At 73.6% G+C, this 18,604-nt stretch carries 15 protein-coding genes and 2 pseudogenes; 6 read left to right on the top strand and 11 right to left on the bottom strand.

Going from position 1 to position 18,604, the window contains the following annotated elements:
* Nucleotides 1–41: 41 nt before the first annotated feature.
* Complete coding sequence (locus tag ACIRD3_RS07185) at nt 42–1,136, bottom strand: DUF5937 family protein (protein WP_402212803.1); 1,095 nt, start codon at nt 1,134–1,136, stop codon at nt 42–44.
* Nucleotides 1,137–1,341: 205 nt separating this feature from the next.
* Between ACIRD3_RS07185 and ACIRD3_RS07190 the strand changes: the two genes are divergently transcribed.
* The 5 genes from ACIRD3_RS07190 to ACIRD3_RS07210 all read left to right on the top strand — a co-directional run bounded on the left by ACIRD3_RS07190 (nt 1,342) and on the right by ACIRD3_RS07210 (nt 6,148).
* A complete protein-coding gene (locus ACIRD3_RS07190) occupies nt 1,342–2,628 on the top strand; it encodes an MFS transporter (protein WP_402212805.1) in 1,287 nt (428 codons plus the stop codon).
* 66 nt (nt 2,629–2,694) lie between these two features.
* Nucleotides 2,695–3,264 (top strand): hypothetical protein, encoded by a 570-nt coding sequence (locus ACIRD3_RS07195; RefSeq protein WP_402212807.1) that lies wholly within the window; start codon nt 2,695–2,697, stop codon nt 3,262–3,264.
* Nucleotides 3,265–3,450: 186 nt separating this feature from the next.
* Nucleotides 3,451–4,254, top strand: coding sequence for an MBL fold metallo-hydrolase (locus ACIRD3_RS07200; protein WP_402212809.1), 804 nt, complete (start codon nt 3,451–3,453; stop codon nt 4,252–4,254).
* A gap of 7 nt (nt 4,255–4,261) precedes the next feature.
* On the top strand, nt 4,262–4,693 hold the full coding sequence (locus ACIRD3_RS07205; RefSeq protein WP_402212810.1) for a nuclear transport factor 2 family protein: 432 nt from the start codon (nt 4,262–4,264) through the stop codon (nt 4,691–4,693).
* A gap of 147 nt (nt 4,694–4,840) precedes the next feature.
* A complete protein-coding gene (locus tag ACIRD3_RS07210; RefSeq protein WP_402212811.1) occupies nt 4,841–6,148 on the top strand; it encodes an NAD(P)/FAD-dependent oxidoreductase in 1,308 nt (435 codons plus the stop codon).
* Between the two features lie 177 nt (nt 6,149–6,325).
* Here ACIRD3_RS07210 and ACIRD3_RS07215 read toward each other — a convergent pair.
* The 9 genes and pseudogenes from ACIRD3_RS07215 to ACIRD3_RS07255 all read right to left on the bottom strand — a co-directional run.
* Nucleotides 6,326–6,580, bottom strand: a pseudogene (locus tag ACIRD3_RS07215) (restriction endonuclease); the annotation flags it as partial.
* A gap of 209 nt (nt 6,581–6,789) precedes the next feature.
* A complete protein-coding gene (locus ACIRD3_RS07220; protein ID WP_402212813.1) occupies nt 6,790–7,857 on the bottom strand; it encodes an acyl-CoA dehydrogenase family protein in 1,068 nt (355 codons plus the stop codon).
* A complete protein-coding gene (locus ACIRD3_RS07225) occupies nt 7,854–9,002 on the bottom strand; it encodes an acyl-CoA dehydrogenase family protein (protein WP_402212814.1) in 1,149 nt (382 codons plus the stop codon). The genes ACIRD3_RS07220 and ACIRD3_RS07225 overlap by 4 nt, the downstream gene beginning before the upstream one ends.
* Nucleotides 9,003–9,081: 79 nt before the next feature.
* Nucleotides 9,082–10,275 carry a CaiB/BaiF CoA transferase family protein gene (locus tag ACIRD3_RS07230; protein WP_402212816.1) on the bottom strand — a complete coding sequence of 398 codons (1,194 nt, stop codon included), beginning with the start codon at nt 10,273–10,275 and terminating at the stop codon, nt 9,082–9,084.
* A 161-nt stretch (nt 10,276–10,436) separates the two neighbouring features.
* Nucleotides 10,437–11,882, bottom strand: coding sequence for a CoA transferase (locus tag ACIRD3_RS07235; protein WP_402212817.1), 1,446 nt, complete (start codon nt 11,880–11,882; stop codon nt 10,437–10,439).
* A 69-nt stretch (nt 11,883–11,951) separates the two neighbouring features.
* Nucleotides 11,952–12,689: a helix-turn-helix domain-containing protein gene (locus tag ACIRD3_RS07240; protein WP_402212819.1), complete on the bottom strand. Its 738-nt coding sequence runs from the start codon at nt 12,687–12,689 to the stop codon at nt 11,952–11,954.
* A 149-nt stretch (nt 12,690–12,838) separates the two neighbouring features.
* Nucleotides 12,839–13,570 carry a DUF4232 domain-containing protein gene (locus ACIRD3_RS07245; protein WP_402212821.1) on the bottom strand — a complete coding sequence of 244 codons (732 nt, stop codon included), beginning with the start codon at nt 13,568–13,570 and terminating at the stop codon, nt 12,839–12,841.
* Between the two features lie 127 nt (nt 13,571–13,697).
* Entirely contained in the window at nt 13,698–14,504 is an 807-nt protein-coding gene (locus ACIRD3_RS07250) for a hypothetical protein (protein WP_402212823.1), read from the bottom strand.
* Entirely contained in the window at nt 14,435–16,366 is a 1,932-nt protein-coding gene (locus ACIRD3_RS07255; protein WP_402212825.1) for a BTAD domain-containing putative transcriptional regulator, read from the bottom strand. Before ACIRD3_RS07255 ends, ACIRD3_RS07250 begins: the two co-directional genes overlap by 70 nt.
* 930 nt (nt 16,367–17,296) lie before the next feature.
* On the opposite strand from ACIRD3_RS07255, the pseudogene ACIRD3_RS07260 reads away from it, so the two are divergent.
* Nucleotides 17,297–17,533: pseudogene (locus ACIRD3_RS07260) on the top strand (oxidoreductase C-terminal domain-containing protein); the annotation flags it as partial.
* A gap of 225 nt (nt 17,534–17,758) precedes the next feature.
* Here ACIRD3_RS07260 and ACIRD3_RS07265 read toward each other — a convergent pair.
* Nucleotides 17,759–18,604, bottom strand: coding sequence for a hypothetical protein (locus ACIRD3_RS07265; RefSeq protein WP_402212827.1), 846 nt, complete (start codon nt 18,602–18,604; stop codon nt 17,759–17,761).

Below are 18,604 nucleotides of genomic sequence, written 5' to 3' on the forward strand. Positions count from 1 at the left end.
AACGCGTTCCGCCCGCCCACTGTTCCCACCCTCGGCGCCGCTCACCGCAGCACCGCCTCCAGGAAGTCCGAGCCCAGCCGGGCACTGCCCGACAGGTCGAGCTGGTAGAGCATGTACCGCCCGCGGCGCTGGGTGGTGAGCAGCCCGGCCTTGCGCAGCACGGCGAGGTGGCGCGACACCTCGGGCGCGCTGAGCTCCCAGGCGGAGGCCAGTTCGCCGGTGGTGTGCGGGCCGCGGGCCATCGTCCGGGCCAGCCGCAGCCGGACGGGGTGGGCGAGCGCCTCCAGGCGCTGCTGGACGAGGGCGAGCGAGACCGGCTCGGGCAGTCCGGCCTCGGCGACCGGGTACTGGAGGACGGGCCGCCAGCCGGGGGCGTACACGACCAGCAGGTGCGGGCGGCCGAAGGCGGTGGGGATGAAGGTGACGCCCCCGTTGTCGACGGCGCTGGTGGTGCTGTCCTGCAGCTTGTCGATGACGATCCGCCGCCGGCCGCCGCCCTGGTCGAGCGACACGGACGGCGAGACGGCGGACAGCGTCTCGCCGAGGCCCCGGCGGGCCAGCAGGTCGGTCTTGCGCCGGGCGTCGGCGGCCAGGTCGGGCAGCACGCGCTGCCAGGCGTCGGCGAAGAACGCGGACACGCAGTCCTCCAGCATCCGCCGCACCAGCGCCCGGACGGCGGGCGGGTCGGCGAGCAGCCGGTCGGCGAAGGCGGCCTGCCGGGGGCCGCGGGCCAGGGCGAGTTCCCGGGCGCGCTCGTTGGCGACGGGGTCGGTCAGCGGGGAGGCCGTGCGAGGGGTGAGCCGGGAGGAGCCGCAGGTGGTGATGAGGGCTCCGGCGACGAACAGCTCGTCGTCGATCCGGTCGACGGCGTCGAGTTCCTCGGCGAGGGTCGCCCCGGGCAGGCCGGGGACCAGGAAGTCGGCGCGCGAGGAGCGCCAGAGGAAGTCGGCCTCCAGCAGCCGCTCGGCAAGCTCGGGCGGGATCGACGCCGTGGTGCTGCTCGCCCAGCCGTGCAGCGCCGGGTGGTGCTCGGGCTCGGCGAGGACGTGCAGCATGGCGTTCAGCTCGGCCAGCGGGGAGGGCGTGAAGAGCAGACGCTCGTCGGACAGCCCGGTGATGTCGATGGTCACACTCATGCGCCCGCCTCTCCCCCGGCCTCCGGCCGGGGGTACCCCCACCGCTCGACAGGGGCGTGCGCCCGCACGCGGCGCTTGACGGTTCGCTCGCTTCGCTCACTCACGCCGGAGATCCTTTCACCCGTTCCGCCGCACGCTCCCGTCGATTGACGGGAACCGTCAATCGACGTGCTCAAGGCCCCGACCAGGGCGGACGGTACCGGTCATGAGCCTCGTCCAGGAGAAGTCCGTCCATGACCACGCCGCCGTCCGCGCCGACCAGCCGCCCGCCCTGCCGGTCGGCGTCGGCCGCCGCGGCCCGTCCGCCCTCCTGAGCCTGCTGACCGCCGCCGGCGGGCCCCGGTACGCCGTCGCGCTGGCGGTGGACGCGGTGGGCGGCGGTCTGCTGCGGCCGTTCCTGCTGCTGTACGGGATCGGGCTGCTGCACCTGGGCGCGGGCGCGGTCGGGCTGGCGCTGTCGGCCGGGATGGTGGCGGGCCTGCTGGTGGTGCCACTGACCGGCCGGTGGATCGACCGCGGCGCCCGGACCCTGCCCGCCGCCGTCACCCTGCTGCTGCGGGCGGCGGGCGCGCTGGCACTGCTGCTCGCGGACGGCCTGCCGGGGTTCACGGCGGCGGCGGTGCTGTTCGGGGTGGGCAGCCAGTCCTGGCCGACCACGCACGCCGCGGTGGTGAGCACGCTCACCGGGGGACGGCTGCGGGACGCGGCGCTCGCCGCCGGGCGGTCGGTGCGCAACGCCGGGCTGGGCCTGGGCGCGCTGCTGGCGACCGTGGCGGTGAGCGGCGGGGCGGGCGCGATCCGGCTGCTGGCCGGGGTGACGGGTGTGGCCTGCCTGGGCGCGGCGGTGCTGGTGGGCTCGCTGCGGGTGCGGGCCGACCGGGACGCGCCGCGCGAGGACCCGCAGGGCCGCCCGCAGGTGCGGCGCGAGCCGCTGCGCCGGATCACCCTGCTGAGCTTCGCGAACCTGCCGTACGCGTTCTGCTTCGACGTGCTGGAGGTGGCGCTGCCCGCGCTGCTGGTGCTCCGGCTGCACGCCTCGGCGGCCTGGTCCTCGGGCCTGTTCGTCGGCAACACGGTGCTCGTGATCGCCCTGCAGCTGGCCCTGGTGCTGCGGCTGGCGCACCGGTCCCGGCGCGCCGTCCTCGCCGCCTCGGGAGCGCTGCTGGCGGTCTCGTACCTGGGCTTCTGGGGCGCCGGGGCGCTCGGCGGCACGCCGGGCGCGGTGGGCGTCACGGTGGTCTCGGCGGTGTACACGCTGGGCGAGATCCTCTACACCGGTTCGGGAACGGCTCTGGTGGCGGCCGTGGCCCCGCCGCACCTGCTCGGGCGGGCCCTGGCGCGCTGGGAGCTGTCGATGGGCGTGGGCCGGGCGGCGGCGCCGGCCGTGGTGACGGCGCTGCTGGCGACCGGGCCCGGCGCGCTGTGGGTGCCGCTCGCCGCGGCGACCGCGCTGGGGGCACTGGCGGTGCTGCGGCTGGGCCCGGCGCAGTAGGGCCCGGTCCGCCCGGCACCGACGGCCCCCGGGCCTCGCCCCCGACCCGGTGGGATGATCGGCCTCATGGCCCTGACCCCGCACCAGCAGCGCCTCCGCGACCGGATCCTGGCCGCCCCGGTGACCGCCCCGCCGGAGCCGTGGCGGCCCGTCGGCCGGGGGACGATCGCCGTCGGCGGGCTGCTCGGCATCGGTTTCGCCGTCCACCCGGAGAGCGGGCACGACCTGGTGCTGACGGTCTCGACCGGCGGGCACGGCCTGTTCGACGCGGTGACGGGCCTCAAGCTGGCCCGCGACCACGACCCGGCGGAGGACCCGGACGGCCCGGACCTCTGCTGCCCCGGCCTCGGCCAGGTCGCGGACGTGCGGATCCCGGTGGCCGGGTCCTGGGGCGGCGGTCTGCACACCGACGCCGAGGGCGGTTGGCACGTCGAGGTCGCCGCGCCGGAGTGGCCGCACCACCGGGTGCTGCTGGCGACCGGCCGGGGACCGTGGCAGGGCGAGCACGGCGAGAACTGGTGGCAGGTCTTCGACTCCAGCCGGTCCACCCTGCGCGCGGCCGGCTTCTCCCCCACCGGTCGTACCCTCGCGGTGGCCACCAGCAGCGACCTCGCGCTCTGGACGCGGGCCGGCTGACGCCTTCCGGACTCGGGGGGCTTTCCGGACGCGGGCCGGCTGACCCCTCCCGGACGCGGGCGGCGCCTTCCGGACCCGAGCCGGCTGCCCCCTTCCGGACGCGGGCGGCGCCTTCCGGATGCGGGCGCCGCGCCCAACCCCGATGCTGACGGCGAGGCGTGCCCGGCCCGAGGAAGGACACCGATCGTGAGTGCTCTCGACTTCGAGATCATCGACAGCCCCGACAGCTCGCTCAACAAGACGTCCGTCCTGGTCACCGGCCCGCACGACGCCCTGCTGGTGGACGCCGGGTTCACCCGCTCCGACGGCCGCCGCCTGGTCGAGCGGATCGCGGCCACCGGCAAGCGGCTGACGACCGTCTTCGTCAGCCACGGGGACCCGGACTTCTACTTCGGCGCCCAGGAGGTCCAGGACGCCTTCCCGCAGGCCCGGTTCCTGGCCACCGCCTCCACCGTCGAGCACATCCAGGACACCTACGAGGACAAGCTGCACGCCTGGTCCCACCTGGGCCCCGAACTGCCCACCCGGCTGGTGCGGCCCGAGGTACTGCCCGGCGACGAGATCGTCTTCGAGGGCCACCGCTTCGAGGTGCGCGGCGCCGACTTCCACCTGCCGGACCGGCACTACCTGTGGCAGCACCACCACCGCGCCGTGCTCGGCGGGGTGCTGCTCTTCGAGGGCCTGCACGTGTGGACCGCCGACACCCCGACCCCCGCCCAACGGGCCGCCTGGATCGACCTGCTGGACGGCATCGAGGCCCTCCACCCGGCCTGGGTGGCGGCCGGCCACCGGGTCGCGGACGCACCCACGGACCTGAACGCCGTCGACCACACCCGCGCCTACCTGCGCGCCTTCGAGACCGAGATCGGCCGCGCCGCCGACGCCGCCGCCGCCAAGGAGGCCCTGGAGCGGCGCTTCCCCGAACTGGGGCTGCGGATCGCGGTGGACATCGGCACCAAGGTCGTCATGGGCGAGATGGCCTGGGGGTGAGCGGGCGGTGATCGAGATCCCCAGGGACGTCTCCGGCTTCGCCGAGTCCGCCGCCCCCGCCGACGTGGTCCGCCGCCAGTACCTGGCCTCCGCCCGGGGCGACCTGGCCGCGCTGCGCGCCACGCTCGCCGACGACGTCGAGTGGACCGAGATGGCCGGCTTCCCGCTGGCCGGCACCTACCGCACCCCCAAGGGCGTCACCAGCCACGTGATGGAGCGGCTGGCCGCCGAGTGGGAGGACTGGACGGCGCACGACGACACCTACGTGGTGGACGGCGAGGACGTCGTGGTGCTGGCCCGCTACACGGCCGTCCACAAGAGCACTGGAAAACCGCTCGCGGTCCGGGTCGCCCACCACTTCACCGTGCGCGGCGGCCGGATCGTCCGCTTCGAGCAGTTCACCGACACCGCGCTGGTCAGGGACGCGATGACGCCGTAGCGCCGCCGGTCCGCCCGGACCCGCGCCCGCCCCGGCGTTCACCCGTACGGGCGAGCGCGGCGCGGCGCGCCCGGCACGGCCTCGACACACCACCCGGACGGCGGCAGGCTGGCCCCGATTCACGGCCGGAGAACGAGGAGTCGGGACATGGCGGGCACGGACAGCGGCACCACCGGAGCGGGCGGCGGCCAGGACCGCCCGATCGTGATCGTCGGGGCGTCCCTCGGCGGCGCGAAGGCGGCCGAGGCGCTACGCGAGGCCGGGTACCGGGGCGGCATCGTCCTGATCGGCGAGGAGCACGAGCGGCCGTACGAGCGGCCGCCGCTGTCCAAGGGCTACCTGCTGGGCAAGACGCCCCGGGAGAAGATCTACGTCCACCCGCCGCAGTGGTACGCCGAGCACGACGTCACGCTGCGCCTGGGCACGGCGGTGTCCTCGATCGACCCGGCCGCGCACACCGTCACGCTCGCCGACGACGGCCGGGTGGAGTACGCCAAGCTGCTGCTGACCACCGGCTCGGTGCCGCGCCGGCTGCCGGTGCCGGGCGCGGACCAGGGCGGCGTGCTCTACCTGCGCCGGGTCGAGGACAGCGAGCGGATCAAGGCGGCGCTGCGGCCGGGCGCCCGGATCGCGGTGGTCGGCGCGGGCTGGATCGGGCTGGAGGTGGCGGCCGCGGCCCGTGCGGCCGGCGCCGAGGTGACGGTGCTGGAGGCGCTCGAACTGCCGCTGCTGCGGGTGCTCGGCCGGGAGGTCGCCCAGGTCTTCGCCGACCTGCACCGGGAGCACGGCGTGGACCTGCGCTTCGGCGCCGAGGTGGCCGAACTGACCGGCGACGGCGGCACGGTGAGCGGCGTGCGGCTCGGCGACGGGACGACGGTGGCGGCCGACGCGGTGGTCGTCGGGATCGGCATCTCCCCCGCCACCGGCCTCGCCGAGGCCGCCGGGCTGGAGGTCGACAACGGCATCAAGACCGACCGGCACCTGCGCACCTCCGACCCGGACGTCTACGCGGCCGGCGACGTCGCCAACGCCTACCACCCGCTGTTCGGCAAGCACGTCCGGGTCGAGCACTGGGCCAACGCCGTCAACCAGCCGCAGACCGCCGCCCGCGCCCTGCTCGGAGAGCCGGACGCGGTGTACGACCGGGTCCCGTACTTCTTCACCGATGCCGAGTGGACACCCCGGCATCCTGACGAGCCGGTGGCCTCACGGGACAAGCTGAGCATGGAATACCTCGGCTACGTCGAGCCCGACGGCTACGACCGGGTCGTGTTCCGCGGGGACGTGAAGGCCAACGAGTTCATCGCGTTCTGGCTCAAGGACGGCCGGGTGCTCGCCGGGATGAACATGAACATCTGGGACGTCACCGACCCGATCCGCAACCTGATCGTCTCCAAGCGCGTAGTGGACGCCGACCGCCTGGCCGACCCGAACGTCCCCCTCGGCGAGGTCTGAGACACAGCAAGAGCGCTGGTCGGCGAGCAGCCAACCAAGGCCCCGTCCGTTCACCGCTGAGGGATGCATACGGACGAGGCCGGTTCGGCGGTCAGGGCTCCATCCGGCGGGACCGCGCGGACCGGAGTTGGACAGCACGCGGTCGACACCGACCGGTCAGCGGACGGGCAGCCTCTCTCAACCAACATGCGCCGGAGTCAGGGGCTCCCGGGGCTCGCCCCGGAAGACCTGCTCGGCGTGCCACTGCCGGTGCCGGCCCGCGACCGACAGAATCCCCGCCTGCGGGCCGATGACCTGCCGTCCGGCCAACGTGAGCACATACTGCCTGCTGGCCTCGCCGCGTCCGACGAAGCGCTGGGAGACGAGTATCCGCCGCCCCTCCCCCAGGCCCAGGACGCCCTTGTCGAAGAGCTTGTGGTGCAGGGAACACAGAACTCGACGACCCCCGCTCCCTCGCCCTCGCCGACTGGGAAGCCCTCGACGAAGTCGCCAACGCCCTGGTCGAACGCTCCCACAACCACTACCGCGGCTGGGGCGACAGTCCGCCCAGTCGATGCCCGTTGAGGCCGCTTACTGGACGAGACGCCCTCGTGGCGCCTGCCGCCATTCGGTCGATAGACGACAGGCGCGGGGGCGAGCGGTCAGGGTGTGGCGGTGAGGGCGGGCCAGAGGGTGGCGGCGGTGACGGACCGGGCCAGGGCGGGCGCCCAGGCGGCTTCGTCGCCGTCCTCGTCACGCCAGGACCACAGACGGGTGGTGGCGAGGTGGAGCGGGTTGAGCCGGGTGATGCCTATGGCGCCGTGCAGTTGGTGGGCGATGCGGGCGATCTCGGCGGCCGAGGCGGATGCCTGGGTCTTGGCGGCGGCGACGGCGAAGTGGGCGGCCATCCCGCCGGTGTCCAGGGGGGTGGCGGCGGCCTGGACCACGGCGCGGACCAGGGCGACCTCCTCGATGAGCCGTGCCTCCTCCTGCTTGACGGCCTGGAAGCGGCTGAGCGGACGGCCGAACTGGGTACGGGCGGTGGTGTGGGCGACCGTCAGTTCCACGCAGCGTTCGGCGGCCCCGGCGATCAGGGCGGCCCGGGCCAGGGCCGCGCGGAGCCGGGCCTCGTCGAGCAGTTCCGGGGAGATCCGACGGACCTGCGAGGCGGGGATCTTGAGGGCGGCGAGGTGCAGGTCGTCGCGGGGTTCCTCGGCGAGGTTGCCGCCGGGGGTGAGGACGGCCTGGTCCGGGGTGAGGGAGAACACGACAGGGCCGGAGGGGGCGGTGGCCAGGACGACGACGGCGGTGGCGGTGCGGGCCCAGGGGACGCGGCGCAGGGTGCCGGTGACCAGCATGGTGTCGTCGTCGCCCAGACAGCCGGCCGAACCGACGTGGGAGGCAGCTGGACGGACGTAGCGGACCGTCAGCTCAGGGGCGATGGCATAGCTGAGCGGGCCGCCGGGGACGGGGAGGCCGACGCGGCGCAGCAGCGGGCGGGCGACCAGGGCGGTCTCGGCAAGAGGTGTGGGGACGGCGCGGCGTCCTGCCTCCTGGGCGGCGGCGAGGAGTTCGGCGGTCGAGGCGTCCGGGGAGGGGAGGGCCACGGCGTCCGGGTCGGTCGTGTTGGTGACGACGGCGATGGAGTCCGCATCGGCGTAGAAGGCGGTGGTGTCGTAGGCGTCGGCGGAGATGACGGGGGCGCTGGTGTCGATCGTGTGGGTGTTCATCGGTGCTGCTCCAGACCGCGAGTGATGATGCCGCGAAGGATTTCGTTGGTGCCGCCGCGCAGCGTGTAGCCGGGGCTGTGCAGCAGGGCGAAGGCGAGCAGTTCCGGGTGGGTACCGGGGGTGGCGTGCGGGTCGGCGGGGGTCGGCAGGACGCTGCGGACGGTGTCGACCAGGGTGCCCTCCAGACGGGTGCCGAGGTCCTTGACCAGGGCGGCCTGGGTGTCGGGCGAGGCTTCGGCGTCCAGGGCGGCGGCCACACCGAGGGACAGTTGGCGGATGCCGTGCAGACGCGCCGCCAGAAGGCCGACCTGGGTGAGCTGTTCGGCTGTCGCGCAGCGCTGCTCCAGTTCGCGGAGCAGGGAGACCAGCAGGGGGAAGGTGGACAGATAGCGTTCGGGGCCGCTGCGTTCGAAGGCGAGTTCGCCGGTGACCTGCTTCCAGCCGTCGCCCCGCTGCCCGAGCATCATGCCGTCAGGGACGTCGACTCCTTCGAGGTGGAGGGCGTTGAAGCGGTGCTCGCCGCTCATAAGCCGGATCGGCTCGACCCGCACGCCCGGGGCACGCAGGTCGACGATGAACTGGCTGAGGCCGGTGTGCCTGTCCTCGGCCTCATCGGTGCGGGCGAGGACGATGGCGTAGTCGTTGACGTGAGCGCCGCCGGTCCACATCTTGGTGCCGGTCAACCGCCAGCCGTCGGCAATCCGTTCGGCGCGGGTGGCGACCGAGGCGAGATCGGAGCCGCTGCTCTTCTCACTCATGCCGATGGAGAAGAAGCACTGCCCGGCGACGATCCGGGGGAGGAAGAGGCGGCGTTGCTCCTCGGTGCCGTGCTGGAGGATGGAGGGGCCGGCCTGCCGGTCGGAGACCCAGTGGGCGCTGACCGGGGCGCCGGCGGCGAGCAGTTCCTCGATCACGACGTAGCGCTCCAGGAAGCCGCGGCCGGCTCCGCCGTACTCGACGGGCAGGGCCATGCCGACCCAGCCGCGTTCCGCCAGGCGGCGGCTGAAGTCGGGGTCCCAGCCGGCCAGCCAGGAGTCGGGGCGGCCGAGTACGGTGCCGCGGGCGCGCTCCTCGTCGAGGAAGGCGCGGACCTCGGTACGGAGTCGGCAGGCCGATTCGGGAAGGACGACGTCGGGGAATGCCATCGGTGAAAGCGTTGAAGGCGCCATGGTTCATTCGCTCCTGGGCTGGTGGATGAGCGTTCTCTTCGGTAGGGGAATCCGGTCAGCCGGTGGGGTGCAGTAGAGAAGGGTCGAAGCCGGCTTCGCGGAGGACCTCGTCGGTGTGCTGGCCGATGGCCGGGCAGGGCCGTAGCTCCGGATCCGGGTCGGCCGAGTAGCGCACCGGGAGGCCGATGACCTGGTAGCGGCCCTCGGTGGGGTGGTGGGCCTCGCGCAGCAGGCCGCCCTCGCGGGCGTAGGCGGTAGTGGCGGCGGAGGCCAGGTCGAGCACGGGGGCGGCTGCGATGCCCGCCCGGTCGCAGAACTCCTGCCACTTGGCGCTGGTGTGCTGCGGTGTCAGCTCCGCGAGCAGCGGATAGAACGCGTCGGCGTTGCGGGCCCGGTCGGGGCCGGTGGCGAAGCGCGGGTCGGCGGCCAGTTCGGGGCGGCCCACGAAGGCGGTGAAGTCCCGCCAGTTGCGGTCGCTCTGCGGCAGGATGCACATCCAGCCGTCGGCGGTGCGCAGGGCGCGGCGCTGCGGGCTGAGCGAGCGCGGTGAGCCGAACGCCCCGTCGGTCTCCAGGCTGGCCGCGCCCAGGTGCTCGACCAGGTTGAAGGCGAGCATGGTGTCGGCCATCGGGACCTCGATGTGTTGTCCGGTGCCGCCGTGCTCCCGGTAGTGCAGCGCGGCCAGTACCGACTGGGCGATCTGCATGCCGCAGATCTTGTCGGCCAGCACGGTGGGAACGTAGTGGGGTTGGCCGGAGACCTGGTGGTTGAGCCAGACCAGGCCGCTGGCCGCCTGGATGATGTCGTCGTACGCGGCGCGGGCACCGTAGCGGCTGTCGCTGCGGAAGCCCTGGGCGTTGGCGTAGATCAGGCCGGGGTTGACGGCCGCGACGTCGTGGTAGCCGAGGCGGAGCTTCTCCAGGGCCTGCGGGCGCAGGTTGGTGATGAGGACATCGGCGGTGCGCAGCAGGGCGAGCAGGGCGTCGCGGCCGTGCGGGGCCTTGAGGTCGATGGCGGCGCTGCGCTTGTTGCGGTTCAGGTTGAGTGCCGCGCCGCCCATGCCGGGGTGGCGCTGTGGCGGGTAGTGGCGAGTCATGTCACCGGTGGGCGGCTCGACTTTGATCACGTCGGCGCCCAGGTCTCCGAGTTGCTGGGCGGCGTACGGAGCCATGATCACGCTGGCCAGTTCGATGACGCGGACTCCGGCGAGGAGTCCTCGGCCGGACGGGCCGCTCGGCTTCTCGGACATCTTCCTGTACCTCCTGGGGTATCGGGTGGGGTGGATGAACAGTGGCGCGGTACGGGCGGCGGCGGGCACGTGGTGCCGAGAGGCAGATGCGGTAGAACTCGCTGCATTGGTCGGCGTGGGGCAGCGGTTTCAGTTGCCAGGGCTGGTTGCCTGGAAGTGGCCTAGCTCCACTGGAGCGCAGCAGACCCGAGCGGGGACCGCCAGCCAGGCTGGGGGACCGTACGCCCGCTGTACGCGAACGGTGTCGCCGGTTCGGTGAGCGGGCCGAAGTCGGTCCCCGTGGTCGACAGCGCGGCGAACGGCGCGCGCCCCGGCCGGGGCAGGCCGAGTACGTCCTCCCGGGCAAGCAGACCGAGTTCCTGCACCCAGTGACACACCCCGGCCAAGGTCACGCGGATCCGCCACGAGCCGCCCTCCGCCGCACGTCGGCGCAGGACCGTTGCGACGGCGGCAGCCCCGAGGTAGGCGGCGAGGTAGTCATTGAGCAGGTACGTCGGCGGCAGCGACGGCCGGTCGGTCCACTCCTCGATGGCGAATCCGGTCGCCGAGCAGGCGAGTTGGTCGAACCCGCCGCGTTCGCCCCAGGGGCCGTCGGCGCCCCAGGCGTGGTATTCGAGGGTGATGAGTCCGGGGCGGCGCCGGACGAGCTCCTCGGTCGACGCCCCGTGCCGGGCAAGTCCCCGGTAGGCGTGGACGAAGACGTCCGCGTCCTTGAGCGCGTCGTGGAAGGCCGCACGGTCGTGATCGTCGCGCAGGTCGCAGTAGGCGTTGCGCTTGCCGCCGCCGGTCATCGCGATCATCGGGATCGGGTCGGGGCGGTCGGGACGCGACAGGTGCAGCACGTCGGCGCCGAACTGGGCGAGGAGCCGCGTCGCGACGGGACCTGCGATGACATGGGTGAGATCGAGCACCCGTACGCCCGCAAGCGCCTCATCGGCCGCGCCGATCGGCTGCAGTGGCAGGGCCGGTCCGTCCCCGACGCGTTCGATCTCGACGACCGGACGCTGGGCCACGTACCGCCCGGCGGGGTGCGCGAGCCACTCGTCCCGGCTGCGCACCACGCAGGCGACACCGCCCCGAGCGCAGACGGCCTCCTCCAGCGTGAAGGCGTCCCAGCCGGCCGCGGCCTGCGCGATCCCCACCTTGTCGAGGCCGCACCTCAGCACGGAGTGGACCGCGTCCCGCAGATGCGGATAGGTGGTGATGATGAAAATCCACCGGCCGTCGCGGGCTCGGTAGAAGTCGCTGTTGCCGAGCAGGGTCGGATCGTCGAGGAGAGCAGCGAGCGGGCGTCCCGAGAGCGTCGTGTGATACGTCGCCATGAGCTGGTCGATCGCGGCCCCGGCCTGCACCTGAACCCTCTCGTGCGGGTGGCCGCGCTGTTCGCCGACCGCCGCTGTCTGCCGCCCGAAGACACCGATCGCGGCGGACATGGCATCGGCGAGGCGGTGCACCGAGGGCACCAGGGGATCCGCCCCGACGACGGTGATGTCCGCGGCTCCCCGAGCCGGATCGGGGTCGCCGAGAGTGTGCAGCAGCCGGGAGACCATCTCGCCGGTGGACGGCGGAGGCGTCGGCCCGGTCATGCCGAGCGTGTTCGAAGTCATGCCGGGATGTTCGTTCCCCGCACCGTACGAGCGCCCGCATTCACGGATATCCGTGAACCGATGCGGACGTCACATCCGCCCCTCCTGGAGGTGCGCGAGGAGCCGGGCCGCCGCCCGGTCCAGACTCAGCCGCTCCGAGCGGCCACGACGCCGGTGCGTCAGAACGAGGGCACCCGTGACGACGGGACCGTCGGTGACGGGGATCGCGAGCGCGCTGACCTCGGGATCGGCCAGACCCTCGCTGCGGCTGATCCGCGACGCACGGATCCCCGGAAGAGCGCGGCGGAACTCGGCGACCGCCTCGGAGTCGCGGCGGGCGAGCTCGTCGAGCAGCCCGCTGCGCTCCGCCTCGTCGGTGAAGGCCAGCAGCAGGCGGCCCGCGGCGGTACGCAGGAGCGGCCGGGCCATGTGCTCGTCGGCGAGCGGCAGGAGGCGGGGTATCTCGTCCTCGCCGCCGCGAGCGAGGTGCACGGCGTCGAGCCCGACCCGCACCGTGAGCAACACGGGGGTGCCCGCGACGCGGCTCAGCTCGTTGAGCTCGGGCTGGCTGATCCGCGGGACGACCCGGCCGGCGATGAGGTTGAGGACGTGCGGGGCGGGCCCGAGCCGGAACCGCCGGTGCTGTTCCAGCAGAAAACCGGTCGCGACAAGTCCGTTGACCAGATCCTGCACCGAACTCGCCGGGGCCTCGGCCGCCCGCGCCAACTCGGCCACGGTCACCCCGCCCGGCGCCCGCGCGGCGGCCTCCAGGATCCATACGACCCGGTCCACCGTACGGTGACGCCGCCGTCGGCCGTGCTCGCTCATCCCGCCCGCCTTGTCCCCGTCGAACGTCGCCGGCCCATCGCGCCGGCACGACCCGCCGATTCTCCCCCACCACCCGACGAGCCTGAACCCGCTCCTGGTCCACGCCGTCACGTCCAGGATCGTGCGAACGCACGGGGCCGCGCCAAGCTCTACCGTGCCGCGAAGGCTCCGACCTTGAAGTCGGTGCCGCAGACGCTGAAGACGCCGCCCGGCGAGCCGTTCGCCTTCATCACGTTCACCGTGGTGCCCACGTCCTTGGACAGCGCGACCTTGACGTGGGATGCCTGCACCGGGCAGGTGTAACGGGCCGACGTGGTGCCCTCGCTGTTCACGTCGTTGTACAGCACGTCCGCCACCACCGCAGCCCCCGCCGGGACGTCGACCGCTCCCGAGCCGTCCTTGGAGTTGTCCCCCGAGACAGGGCTCGCCTTGCCCTGGTCGTCGTCGGCGACCACGGTCGTCGGGCCGACGATGGTGCAGGGGGCACCCGAGCTGTTGGTGATCTTGAGGGTAGCTGCGGCGGCCTGCGCGTCACTGGCGTGACCCGAGGACTGGAGGAACGTCACCGAGGTGTTCTTGGTCGTACAGGCCGCGGTGACGCCGCCCCCGCCGGTGCGGGAGGACGGGCTGCCTCCACCGCTCGTGCTCGTCCTGTTCCCGGACGGCGCCGAGGCCGAGGCCGAGGTGGGGGCCGAGGCGGAGGCGGAGGTGGGGGCCGAGGCGGAGGCGGAGGTGGCCCCCGACGGGGCGGCTGATGATGCGCTGGTGCCGGCGGCGCCGCTGTCCTGTGTGCCGCTGCCGTCGTTGCAGGCGGTCAGGGACAGGGCGAGCGTGGCGACGGCGCCGACGGCGAGCAAGGCGGGACGGGTGGTGGTGCGCATGGCTGGTTCCCCCGGTTCTCTCGTTCGTGGGTCGCGATCCTGCGAGTTCGTTTCCCCTTACCCGAACGAGGGTGTTGCGGCGCGCTGGCAGATCACTAACGAGCGCGGCGGCGGCGCTAATGCCCCGCTAACGCTCCCGGATCCTGGCATGTGCCGCCGCGTGCCGGCGCCGCAGTGCGGGCAGTGCGTCCTGGTCGGCGATGTGCAGCAGGGCATCGAGCGCGGTGACGGCGCCCGCGTCGTAGCCGGTCTGCTCGGCCTCAAGCGCGGCCTGCGCGAGGCAGCGCCGCCCGGCCATGGTGTCGCCGAGCCCGGCCAGCGCCTCGCCCTGCCAGGTACGCAGGAGCACGCGCCGGGCGACCGCCTCGTGCTCGGGTCCGAGGCCGAGCGCCACCTCGGCCGCCTCGTACGCCTGCCGGTGGCGCCCCGCGCCGAGGTGGATTCGGGCCAGGTGCTGGAGCGCGAGCATCCGGGTGTGCGCGTCGTCGGCCTCGGTGGCGAGGGCGAGGGCTCGGGTGCAGGCTGACTCGGCGGCGCCGGGTTCGTCGTCGGGGAGGGCTGCGGCGAGGTTGACCAGGGCGGTGGCCTCGCCGAGTATGTCGCCTGCGCGGGCCGCGAGTTCGGGCGCGACGCGCAGGTGCCGGAGGGCCTCGGCGGTGCGGCCCTCCTCGGCGAGCACCCAGCCGAGCAGGGTCAGGACGCGGGCCTCCGCATAGGGGTCGGCGCAGGCGCGGGCGTCGGCGAGGGCGGCCTCCAGGGTGGGCGCCCAGTCGGCGAGGACCCGCCAGACCACGAACGGCCACTGGGTCACGGCGATCCGCCAGGCCCGCTCGGGCCGGTCCTCGGCGCGGGCCGCAGCTGCGATCAGGGCGAGGTCGTCGCGTTCGGCGGCGAACCAGCCGAGCGCCTCCTCGCGGCTGGTGAAGTCCCGCACGGCGGGCGGCTGCCGAAAATCGTCGGGTTGTAGGAAGGCGGGCTCCCCGCCGGGTTCCGCGGCCTCGGATGCGGACAGCGCGGTCGCCACGCAGTGGTCGTACAGGCGCAGCCGGGCCGCGGTACGGGCGGTCGGGTCCTGGCTCTGGCCACGCGCGTAGAGCCGGACCAGATCGTGCAGGACGTAGCAGCCGGGGGCGGTCTCGGTGAGTAGGTGCGCGGCGACCAGGCGATCGAGGGCGCGGGCCGCATCCGGCGGGGTCGTGCCAGCGAGCGCAGCGGCGCTGAACCGGTCGACGTGTGTGCCGGGGTGATGGCCGAGCGCAGTGAACAGCCGCGCTGCGTCAGCGGGGAGGGGGCGGTGGTGAGCCGCAGCGCCGAGGCGACGCCGATGTCCTCGGCGGCGAGCAGCGCGAGCCGCTGGCGCTCGTCGGTGAGCCGGTCGGCGAGGGAGGCGAGGCCGAGGGCGGGGAGCTCCACGAGCCGAGCGGCGGCGACCCGCAGCGCGAGGGGCAGCCCGCCGCACAACTCGGCTGTACGGCGGGCCGCTTGGGGCTCGGCGGCGGTGCGGTGCTCGCCGAGGACACGGGCGAGCAGGGCCACGCTGTCGTCGGTGGCGAGGACGTCGAGGGCGACGACGCGGGCGGCGTCGGAGGCGACGAGACCGGTGAGGCGGGCACGGCTGGTGACTACGGTGACGCAGCCGGGTCCCGTGGGCAGCAGCGGGCGCACCTGGGCGGAGGTACGGGCGTTGTCGAGGACGACGAGCAGGTGCAGTTCGGCGGTGAGCGAGCGGAACAGGGCACCGGCAGCGTCCGCCGACTCGGGCATCCGGCACGGTGGAACGTCGAGAGCGACGAGGAACTCCCGCAGCAGCTCGGCCGGTTCGGGGTCCGAGGTGTCGCTGAACCCGCGCAGATCGGCGTAGAGCGTCCCATCGGGGAAGTCTGAGCGCCGACCGGCCGCCCAGTGCACGGCCAGTGCGGTCTTGCCGACCCCGGCCGGCCCGGTGACCACGACGACCGGCCCGTCAGGCCCGGCCGCAGCTGCGGTCAGCGCGGCGCTCTCAACGGTGCGGCCGTGGAATCCACGCGGGGTACGAGGCAGCAGATTAGGCCGGCCCTGCATCGGTTCCAGGGCGGGTCGGGGCGCATCGGCCCGGACCTCGGGGGCGCTGTCGGAGCCGAGGGCCAGGGTGAAGGCAGCGGTCAGCTCGGCGCCCGGACGGACACCGAGCTCGTCGGCGAGGACGTGGCGGGCGCGGTGGTAGGCGTCCAGGGCCTCCGAGGAACGCCCCGCGTGGTGCAGCGCCTCGACCAGCCGGGCGGCCAGCGGCTCGCGCAGCGGATGGGCCCCGGTCTCCGGCCGCAACAGCTGGACGGCGCGCTCGTGTTCACCGCCCACGACGTACGTGTCGGCGAGCAGCTCGACCGCGGCGAGCCGCGCCTCGTCCAAGGTGTGCGCGGCGGAGCGCAGCAGCGGCGACGGATAGGCGCCGGCCAGCGCGGGGCCCTGCCACAGGGCGAGCGCCTCGGTGAGCAGCGCGGCCCTGTCCCCGGGGTCGGTGGCGCGGCGGGCAAGCGCCACAAGACCCTCGAAGCGGTGGGCGTCGAGCAGCGTCTCCGGCAGTTCCAGGTGGTAGGCGGCGCCGCGCGTGCTCAGCTCGACGCCGTACGCCGACGCGTCGACGCCCGCCAACAGCGCCCGCAGGCGCGAGACATGCCCTTGGATGACAGTGCGTGCGCGCAACGGGGGTTCATCGTCCCACAGCGCCTCGGTGAGCGTGTCCACGGAGACCGCCACATTGGCCCGCAGCAACAGCATCGCGAGCAGGCTGCGCCGCTTGGCGGGCCCGAGCGGCAACGGCCCGTCGTTCCCGCTGACACCGAGGGCACCAGGAGATCCACCCGACGACGGTGACGTCCTCGGCCCCGGGCCGGACCGGGGTCGCCGAGAGTGCGCAGCAGCCGGAAGGCTGTCCCGCCGGTGGACGACCGAGGCATCGGCTCGGCCATGGTCAGCGTGCTCGAAGTCATCCCGGGATGCTCGTTCCCCGCACCGCACGAGCGCCCGCGTTCACGGATATCCGTGAACCGATGCGGACGTCACGTCCACCCCTCCTGCTCGAAGAGACAGAGCCCGACCTGGCAAGGGCCCGTGCCGCTATCGCACCAATGGTGCGACAGCGGAACACGTAGACGGCGAGTAGCGGCGGCTGCCATCTTTGGGGGCGGCTGGCACATGGGACTGTCTCAGCCCGCTTCCGTAGACAGCAACGCCCTTCCGAGCGATCGGGGCCGGGAATCCGCGACGGCCATCGAACGTGTTCATCCGGGCGCTGCACGTGAGCCCGGCAAGACGCGCTAGCCCGCCAGTACCGGGACTCCCCGGCCAAGACGGCACACGACGGTTGGATCGTTACTATGCGTCCTCGTCCTCCCCCGCCTCGCCCCGCCAGCGGGCGAGGTTGGAGCGGGTGGTGAGCGTGTCCGGGTGATCGGGGCCCAACACCCGAAGCTGGTCGGACAGCAGCTCCGCAAAGGCGGCCGCTGCCCGGCCGTACCTCCGGCCTCGCCCCGCCGGCCGGCGAGATCGTTGAGGGAGGTGGCGAGGTCGGGCAGGTAGGCGTCGGGGTTCGCGTCCGCCAGCGTGCGGCGGATCACAGTGGCCTCCTGGATCGCCGCCAGGGCCTCCATGCGACGGCCCACCTCACCCAACTGGGTGGCGAGGTTGTTGAGGGATGCCGAGTGGACACCCCGGCATCCTGACGAGCCGGTGGCTTCCCGGGACAAGCTGAGCATGGAATACCTCGGCTACGTCGAGCCCGACGGCTACGACCGGGTCGTGTCCCGCGGGGACGTGAAGGCCAACGAGTTCATCGCGTTCTGGCTCAAGGACGGCCGGGTGCTCGCCGGGATGAACATGAACATCTGGGACGTCACCGACCCGATCCGCAACCTGATCGTCTCCAAGCGCATGGTGGACGCCGACCGGCTGGCGAACCCGAACATCCCCCTCGGCGAGGTCTGACTGATCGTTTCAGAATGAGTCGAACTGCACTCTTGGGCTCGACGATCTTGGTCGGCAGGCTGGTCCCGGGCGGTGATCGACTCCAGCCACGTCCGGGCCGCCCGACGCGGCCCCAAGCGGACCGAGCCCGGTCGACAGAGCACTCCCACGGCCGCAGCCCCGGCGAGCGGGACCTGGGCCCGGACGGGCGGATTCGCGCAGGCCATGCCGATGAGCGGCCAGGTACTACGCGCGGCGTGCGCGTCGGCGGACGAGCAGGGACGCCAGGAGGACCGTTGCGAGGGCCGCCGTGCCGGCGCCGGCGGGACCGACGGCGCCGACGGGCGCTGGAGAGGCGGTGGCGAAGCGCGCGGCCGGTCGGTCGTCGGGTGAGAACCCGCCCCCTATGCCCGCCCGGTCGTAGGCCGAGCCAGGGAGCTTGTCGGCATACCGGTGCCGGACCAAGCGCTGGTAGAAGGCCAGGGTGGTGCCGTCGGCGCCGATTGACCGGGCGGCTTCGGCGTTCAACGGCAGGACGTGGTCGCCGTGGACGGCGTACGTGGCGTGGATCTGCGGTTCGGTGAACACCGTTGCGCCGTCGGCGCGGGCGGCGTAGTCCTCCTCCTCGCTTCCGGAAGCAATGTTGACGACGCGCCAGCTGCCGTCGCGCGGTGCCGTCCAGACGGTGGCGGCCTGCCCGTCGGCCGAGACGGCCTTGGTGGCGAGATACACCAGCTTCGCCGGCTGGGTGCCGGGTGTTCCGGTGACGAACGCCGGGTCCAGGTGGTAGACCGGGATGGTGGCTCCGGTCAGAGCCGGGGCTGCGGCCTTGGCGGCGAGGACTTCCTCGTCGGTGGCGGGGCCGGTGGGCGGCACGCCTTTGCGGGCGAAGAACCGGCCGAGGGTGTCGAGGAGTTGCGGGTCCTGGGCGGCTTGGCGGGCTGCGCTCAGATCCGCGGCCGATGCTGTGGCCGGGACGGGGGTGCTCTGGGCGTGGGCTGGGGCGGCCGCCGCGAGCGCGAAGGCGGGCGCGAGGATGGGCAGGACCAGGGGGGCGAGGGTGCGGGCCGCGCCCGAGGGCGACATCGTCAT

This window comes from Kitasatospora sp. NPDC093550 (assembly GCF_044764985.1).
In the GTDB taxonomy this organism is placed as follows: Bacteria; Actinomycetota; Actinomycetes; order Streptomycetales; family Streptomycetaceae; genus Kitasatospora.

What these genes read in the sequence shown, in the direction of transcription:
- ACIRD3_RS07265 (WP_402212827.1), bottom strand. Translation starts at nt 18,604, where the DNA reads ATGACGATGTCGCCCTCGGGCGCGGCCCGCACCCTCGCCCCCCTGGTC.
- ACIRD3_RS07240 (WP_402212819.1), bottom strand. Translation starts at nt 12,689, where the DNA reads ATGAGCGAGCACGGCCGACGGCGGCGTCACCGTACGGTGGACCGGGTC.
- ACIRD3_RS07225 (WP_402212814.1), bottom strand. Translation starts at nt 9,002, where the DNA reads ATGGCATTCCCCGACGTCGTCCTTCCCGAATCGGCCTGCCGACTCCGT.
- ACIRD3_RS07220 (WP_402212813.1), bottom strand. Translation starts at nt 7,857, where the DNA reads ATGAACACCCACACGATCGACACCAGCGCCCCCGTCATCTCCGCCGAC.
- ACIRD3_RS07245 (WP_402212821.1), bottom strand. Translation starts at nt 13,570, where the DNA reads ATGCGCACCACCACCCGTCCCGCCTTGCTCGCCGTCGGCGCCGTCGCC.
- ACIRD3_RS07185 (WP_402212803.1), bottom strand. Translation starts at nt 1,136, where the DNA reads ATGAGTGTGACCATCGACATCACCGGGCTGTCCGACGAGCGTCTGCTC.
- ACIRD3_RS07235 (WP_402212817.1), bottom strand. Translation starts at nt 11,882, where the DNA reads ATGACTTCGAACACGCTCGGCATGACCGGGCCGACGCCTCCGCCGTCC.
- ACIRD3_RS07230 (WP_402212816.1), bottom strand. Translation starts at nt 10,275, where the DNA reads ATGTCCGAGAAGCCGAGCGGCCCGTCCGGCCGAGGACTCCTCGCCGGA.
- ACIRD3_RS07195 (WP_402212807.1), top strand. Translation starts at nt 2,695, where the DNA reads ATGGCCCTGACCCCGCACCAGCAGCGCCTCCGCGACCGGATCCTGGCC.
- ACIRD3_RS07210 (WP_402212811.1), top strand. Translation starts at nt 4,841, where the DNA reads ATGGCGGGCACGGACAGCGGCACCACCGGAGCGGGCGGCGGCCAGGAC.
- ACIRD3_RS07190 (WP_402212805.1), top strand. Translation starts at nt 1,342, where the DNA reads ATGAGCCTCGTCCAGGAGAAGTCCGTCCATGACCACGCCGCCGTCCGC.